The sequence below is a fragment of the Longimicrobium sp. genome (genome assembly GCA_036389135.1).
Taxonomy (GTDB): Bacteria; Gemmatimonadota; Gemmatimonadetes; order Longimicrobiales; family Longimicrobiaceae; genus Longimicrobium.
In genome coordinates, this window is the sequence record DASVQP010000037.1 from 46,373 (window position 1) to 52,413 (window position 6,041).

General features: G+C 71.8%; 7 protein-coding genes. 1 reads left to right on the top strand and 6 read right to left on the bottom strand.

Features of this window, described 5'->3' with window-relative positions:
- Positions 1 to 52: 52 nt before the first annotated feature.
- The 6 genes from VF584_08775 to VF584_08800 form a co-directional block, all read right to left on the bottom strand.
- Complete coding sequence (locus tag VF584_08775; GenBank protein ID HEX8210269.1) at positions 53 to 385, bottom strand: STAS domain-containing protein; 333 nt, start codon at positions 383 to 385, stop codon at positions 53 to 55.
- Between the two features lie 584 nt (positions 386 to 969).
- Entirely contained in the window at positions 970 to 1,947 is a 978-nt protein-coding gene (gene pta / locus VF584_08780; protein ID HEX8210270.1) for a phosphate acetyltransferase, read from the bottom strand.
- Positions 1,944 to 2,438 carry a pantetheine-phosphate adenylyltransferase gene (gene coaD, locus VF584_08785; protein ID HEX8210271.1) on the bottom strand — a complete coding sequence of 165 codons (495 nt, stop codon included), beginning with the start codon at positions 2,436 to 2,438 and terminating at the stop codon, positions 1,944 to 1,946. The genes pta and coaD overlap by 4 nt, the downstream gene beginning before the upstream one ends.
- On the bottom strand, positions 2,435 to 2,962 hold the full coding sequence (gene rsmD / locus VF584_08790; protein ID HEX8210272.1) for a 16S rRNA (guanine(966)-N(2))-methyltransferase RsmD: 528 nt from the start codon (positions 2,960 to 2,962) through the stop codon (positions 2,435 to 2,437). The genes coaD and rsmD overlap by 4 nt, the downstream gene beginning before the upstream one ends.
- A 202-nt stretch (positions 2,963 to 3,164) precedes the next feature.
- Positions 3,165 to 4,889, bottom strand: coding sequence for a single-stranded-DNA-specific exonuclease RecJ (gene recJ / locus VF584_08795; GenBank protein HEX8210273.1), 1,725 nt, complete (start codon positions 4,887 to 4,889; stop codon positions 3,165 to 3,167).
- A gap of 78 nt (positions 4,890 to 4,967) precedes the next feature.
- Entirely contained in the window at positions 4,968 to 5,135 is a 168-nt protein-coding gene (locus tag VF584_08800; GenBank protein ID HEX8210274.1) for a hypothetical protein, read from the bottom strand.
- A gap of 165 nt (positions 5,136 to 5,300) precedes the next feature.
- Between VF584_08800 and VF584_08805 the strand changes: the two genes are divergently transcribed.
- Positions 5,301 to 5,852, top strand: a complete 552-nt coding sequence (locus tag VF584_08805; protein HEX8210275.1) for a GNAT family N-acetyltransferase — start codon at positions 5,301 to 5,303, stop codon at positions 5,850 to 5,852.
- Positions 5,853 to 6,041: the final 189 nt, after the last annotated feature.

A 6,041-nucleotide genomic window follows, 5' to 3' on the forward strand; every position in this document is an offset into this window, starting at 1 on the left:
GGGAAGCTGCTCCCCGCCGCGGCGCCGAAGGCACGGGTGCCGTGCGGCTGCCTCAGAAACCGGTCAGCGCCGCGTCGCGCGTGTCCGCGATGTTGAAGAGCGTGTCCAGCTTGGTAAGCTCGAACAGCGTCCGCAGGTCCTCGTTGAGGTTGGCCAGCCGCAGCTCGCCGCCCTGCTCGCGGATCTTCTTGGAAAGCGACACCAGCACGCCCAGGCCGGACGAGTCGATGTACCCCGTATTCGAGAAGTCGATGAGGAACTTGCGCTCCCCCCCTTCCAGCTCGTCGAGCACCTTCTGCTTCAGCTCCTGGCGATTGCCCACGATGAGCTGACCGTCCACGTCCACCACCACCACTCCGTCCTGCTTGCTCGTCTGGAAGCTCATGGCTCCTCGGTAGGGTCCACTGTTGGGGGCAAGGCCTGCGCATCCGCACCGATCCGGGCAAGGCATGTGCCAGTTACAGGCCGCACCGCGCGGGCCCGGGTCCGGGCGACAGGGTACGGTGTGGCGCGGCGGTGCGCAACGGGTGCTGGGGCGGACATCGCAACCGCGCCTCACACAGACCCACGGAGCTCGACGGAAAGAAGGGAAGGGTTTTCTCCGTGGCATCCCGGTACGGTGTGAGGGGCGGGTTTATGCCGCATTCTCACACGCTAGCGCGGGAGGGGCGCACCCGAACGGACAGCCGCGATGATCTCGAATGCGGTGGCTGGCCGCTTCGGACGGTTGCCGGGCGGATCGGTCCGCGGCGCGTTGTGCTCGAATGGGGGAGGCACCACACTTCCGGTATCGCACCTCGCGCTGATTGAGTCACCGCTGTGTGCAGGAGGACAGCCGAGGCCGCTGCCAGGCGCCGTCGCTCCGGCCTGGAGACCGGCAGGGATTCCAACCCCTGTCGGGATGCTCGGGGCGCGGGTTACGGGTGGAGGTCCAAGCCCACCCCACCTGGCAGCGGTTTCCCGTCCCGGCTAGCCGGCCATCAGCGCCGTGATGCAGGCCACGTTCACGATGTCGTCGGACGATGCGCCGCGCGACAGGTCGTTGCAGGGACGGGCGAGGCCCTGCACGATGGGGCCCAGCGCCTCGGCGCCGGCCAGGCGCTGCACCAGCTTGTAGGCGATGTTCCCCGCGTCCAGGTCCGGGAAAACCAGCACGTTGGCGCGGCCCGCCACCTCCGAGCCGGGTGCTTTGCGGTGCGCCACGGATTCGATCAGCGCCGCGTCCGCCTGCAGCTCGCCGTCCGCGACGATGCCGGGGTGGCGCTCGCGGAAGAGGGCGAGCGCCTGGCGCACCTTGTCCACCGAGGGACCGCCCGCGCTCCCCAGGGTGGAGTACGAGAGGAAGGCGACGCGCGGCTCGTCGCCCACCACGCGGCGGCGCGCGTCCGCGGCGGCGGCGGCGATGTCGGCGAGCTGCTCGGCGGTAGGGTCCGGCACCACGCCGGCGTCGGTGAAGGTGAGCACCTCCGCCTCGCCGCGAAAGGGCGGCACCACCATGTAGAACGACGACGAAACCGTGCGGATCCCCGGCGCGGGCCCCACGCCCCAGAGGGCCGCGCGGATCACCTCGCCCGTCGCGTTCACGACGCCGGCCACCGAGCCCTCCGCCTCCCCCGCCGCCACCATCAGCGCCGCGAAGAGGAGCGGGTCACCCGAGTGGCGGAGCGCCTCCTCCACCGTCATCCCCTTTGCGCGGCGGCGCTCGTGCAGGTGCGCGGCGAGGGCGGGGCGGCGCGGATCGGTGGCGGGGTCCGCGACTTCGACCTGCACGCCCATCCGCTCCAGGTCCACCGCCATCAGCTCGCCGCCGATCACGATGGGCTTCGCAAGCCCCTCGCGCGCGATGCGGGCGACCGCCTCCAGCGTGCGCGCGTCGGCGCCCTCGGGAAAGACGAGGCGGCGCGGGTGCGCACGGGCGCGCTCGCGAACCCCTTCCAGGAAGCTCACGACGCCGCGCGCGCCCTCACCCGCCGCAGCACCGCGGGCGAGAGGAAGGGCGTCACGTCCCCACCAAGCCCGGCGATCTGGCGGACCAGGGTGGACGAAACGTGCGCGTGCATCGGGTCAGCGGGAAGGATCACCGTCTCCAGGGTGGGGAGAAGGCGGCGGTTCATCACGGCCATCTGCGACTCGTACTCCCAATCGACCCCGCCGCGCACTCCGCGCACCACCAGCGATGCTCCCCGGGCGCGCGCGAAGTCCACCAGCAGGCCCTGGAAAGCGGCGGCCTCCACGCGCGGCTCGCCCTGGAAGGCTTCGCGGATCATCTCCACGCGCTCATCCACGGTGAACATCCCCTGCTTGGCCGTGGTGGGCGAGTGCGAGACGGCTACCACCACGCGGTCGGCGAACGAGAGCGCCCGGCGCACGACGTCCTCGTGGCCGAGCGTCAGCGGATCGAACGATCCGGGGCACAGCGCGATGCGCGGGTCGCTCATTCGGGGGCCGGGATGAAGGTGAGCGCGGTGTCGCCATAGCGGCGGGTGCGTGCGCCGGGGAGCTCCGGGATCTCGTCGTTGCGCCCGTGCTCGATGCACAGCAGCCCCGCAAAGGGCGCGGCCGCGAACGCCTCCGCCAGCGCGGCCGCGAATCCCTGCGCGTACGGCGGGTCGGCGAATGCCAGGTCGAAGGCGCCCGCCTCCAGCCCCGCGACGTACTTCACCGCGTCCGCCCGCACCACCTCGGCGCGCGCGGTGGCGCCGAGGGCCGTCAGGTTGGCGCGCAGGCTCTGCAGCGCGGACGATGCCAGCTCCACGAAAGTCGCGTGCGCCGCACCGCGGGAGAGCGCTTCCAGTCCAAGAGCGCCGCTCCCGGCGAAGAGGTCGAGCACGCGGGCGCCGTCGAGGTGAGGATCGACCGCGCTCATCCACGCCTCGCGAACGCGGTCGGTGGTCGGCCGCGTCCCGCGCCCAGGCGGCGCCATGAGGCGGCGTCCGCCCCACTCTCCCGCGACGATTCTCATCCGTGCGGGCGGGGCGGTGTGGAGCCAGGCGACGGAGCGGCGGCGGGCACGGGCGGCCACATGGGGCCGCCCCTACGACGTTCGATTGCGGAACCTGGTGTCTGCGCGGCGGCGGGCACGGTGGCATCGGTGTGCAGACGCAGTTCTCCCCCTCCCCCACGCTCCCCCGCGTGCGGGGGAGGGTGTCGGGGGGTGGGGGCCCTCACGAGGCGGGCCGCAGGTCGACCAGCTTCGCCTGGGGCGTGGTGCGGCCGTTGTACGTGTTCTCTTCCAGTTTGAACGCCACGTCCAGGGGGCCGTCGAAGAAGCCGGGCTCCTCCAGGCGCTCCGCCATCCCGAAGCCGATGGCGTCCAGCGTGTGGCCAAATGCGCCAAGGGTGAGCTTCAGGTGTCCCTTCCCCACTGCCCTCGGCGGGCCCGCGAGCCGGACGCCGCGCACCGCGAAGACGGGCGTGGCGTTCCCCATCCCGAACGGGCCCGCGTGGCGGATGAGACGCGCCAGCTCCTCGTTCGCCTGGTGCAGCTCCAGCTCGAGGTCCACGCGCACCTGGGGAATCAGGTGGTCGTCCTCCAGGAGGGAACGGGCGCGGTCGTCGAAGGCTTCGCGGAAGGCGTCGACCCGTTCGGGGCGGATGGAGCACCCGGCGGCCATCCGGTGACCGCCGAAGCGCGTCAGGTGCTCCGAACAGTCGCGCATCGCGTCGTACAGGTGGAAGCCGGGGATGGAGCGCGCGCTCCCCTTCCCGTCGTTCCCCCCATCGAGGGCGATCATCACCGTGGGGCGGTGGATGCGCTCCACCACGCGCGACGCCACGATGCCGATCACCCCCGGATGCCAGCCGTCCGCCGCCAGGACGACGCCGCGGTCGCGATCGGGATCGAACTGCGTCTCGAGTTGCAGGAGGGCGGCGCGCAGGGTGTCGCCATCGACCGATTGGCGCCAGCGGTTCTCCTCTTCCAGCGTCGCCGCGATCTTCTCCGCCTCGCGCTCGTCGTCGGTCAACAGGAGGCGTACCCCGCGGAGCGCCTCGCCCATGCGGCCCACGGCGTTGAGGCGCGGCGCGAGGACGAACCCCACCTGCGTGGCCGTGATCTCCTTGTCCGCCAGTCCGGTGACGCGCAGCAGGGCGCGAAGTCCCGGGTTGGGCGTTTGCGGCAGGATCTTGAGCCCCCAGCGCACCAGCGCGCGGTTCTCCCCCACCAGCGGCGCCAGGTCCGCGATGGTCGCGACGGCTACGAGGTCGAGGAAGGAGTGCAGGCGCTCCTCTGGAAAGCCCAGCTCCGAGGCGAGCGCGCAGCACACCTTGTACGCCACCCCGACTCCGGCAAGTCCCTTTTCCGGGTACCCGCAGTCGCTCCGATTGGGATTCACCACCGCGGCGGCGGCGGGAAGGGTGGGGCCGGCGGTGTGGTGGTCCGTGACGATGACGTCGATGCCCGCCGCGGCGGCCCGCACCACCGCATCGTGCGCCACGATCCCGCAGTCGCCGGTCAGGATCAGCGTGGCGCCCCACTTCCGCGCCTCCGCGATCCCGGCGTCCGACAGATCGTAGCCGTCCACCAGCCGGTGCGGGACGAAGGGGATGGCGCGCAGCCCCATCATCCCCAGCGCGCGGGTGAAGAGCGCGGTGGAGCAGATCCCGTCCACGTCGTAGTCGCCGTGCACCAGCACCGCCTCGTTGCGCTCGCGCGCGCGGCGCAGGCGGGCCACGGCGTCGCCCATCCCCGCCAGCAGCGCGGGCGCGTGGAGCTGCCCCGCGTGCGGACGCAGGAAGCCGCGCGCGGCCAGCGGCTCCACCATCCCGCGCTGCGCCAGCAGGCCGCAGAGGACGGGAGGGAGCCGCAGCTCCTGGCAGAGGCGGTGGACGGCGGCGGAGTCGGGTGGCTGGGGGAAGACCCAGCGGCGGGGCGCGACGGCGGTGAGCATGCCCAAGCATAGCCACGCCCCGCCGGATCGGGCAAGCCGTTCCGGCGGGGCGTGCGCAGGGTGGCGCGTACCGCTCGCTTAGAAGCCGAACACCCAGAGCAGCGAAAAGAGCGCGATCAGCACGCAGACGCCGATCACCACGTACTGCATGGCGCCGCGCCCGGGGCCGGGGACGCTCTCCTTTACCTGGGGCACCGGCTCCGACCCGCCTTCGAAGGGGAGGTCCTTGTGGTCGTCGGGGCTCATTGCGTGCTCCAGCATGCGGGTGTGTGGGCGTCGTGCTGCGAGGCGCGGTGGAGAGCAACCCGCATGCCGCTTCCCCCAGCGGCGCGCGGTCCGTACCTTGACGGGGTCCCCGCTCCCCCCCCGGCCTTTCCCCGTCCAACGATGCCCTCCCTTCGCGAGCCTCCGGTGCTGACCACCGCGCGCCTGACGCTGCGCCTGGCCGAGCCCGGCGACGCCGAGGCGATCGCGCGCTACTTCGTGGAGAACCACGACCACCTCGCGAGCACCCGCCCGCGGATGGAGGCCGAGTTCTTTACGGCGGAGTTCTGGCGCTCGCAGTCGCAGGCGAGCCGCTCCGAGTTCCGCGGCGACCGCTCGCTGCGCCTCTTCATGTGGGAGCACGCGAACCCCGGCCGCGTCATCGGCAACGCCAACTTCACGCAGTTCGTGCGCGGCGCGGCGCACTACTGCGTCCTCGGCTACGGCATCGCCGCCGACCGCGAGGGGCACGGGCTGATGCGAGAGGGGCTGGAGGAGGCGATCCAATACGTCTTCCGCGAGCTGAACATGCACCGCGTGATGGCGAACTTCTTCCCCTGGAACCGGCGCAGCGGCGGCCTGCTGCGGCGCCTGGGATTCGTGGTGGAGGGGTACGCGCGGGACTACCTGTACCTGGATGGCGAGTGGCAGGATCACGTGCTGACGAGCTTGACGAATGCGGAGTGGCGGGCGGGGTAACGCGAAGGTTGGCCGGCGGTTGAACCCAAATCCTGCAAACCAGAGTTGGGGTTGAGCCGCACCACCAGGTTTTCGCTGGTGTGGCGCTTCGCGGCGTGGCGCAGGGGCTCACCACGGCCGCAATTCGACCTCGGAGGGCTCATCCGCACGCGCTCAACACCTCTCAGGCGCGTGCGAGCGCCCGGATCG

Bases quoted from the DNA above. Each gene is read 5' to 3' on its own strand.
- VF584_08775 (HEX8210269.1), bottom strand. From the start codon at position 385: ATGAGCTTCCAGACGAGCAAGCAGGACGGAGTGGTGGTGGTGGACGTG.
- coaD (HEX8210271.1), bottom strand. From the start codon at position 2,438: ATGAGCGACCCGCGCATCGCGCTGTGCCCCGGATCGTTCGATCCGCTG.
- rsmD (HEX8210272.1), bottom strand. From the start codon at position 2,962: ATGAGAATCGTCGCGGGAGAGTGGGGCGGACGCCGCCTCATGGCGCCG.
- recJ (HEX8210273.1), bottom strand. From the start codon at position 4,889: ATGCTCACCGCCGTCGCGCCCCGCCGCTGGGTCTTCCCCCAGCCACCC.
- VF584_08800 (HEX8210274.1), bottom strand. From the start codon at position 5,135: ATGAGCCCCGACGACCACAAGGACCTCCCCTTCGAAGGCGGGTCGGAG.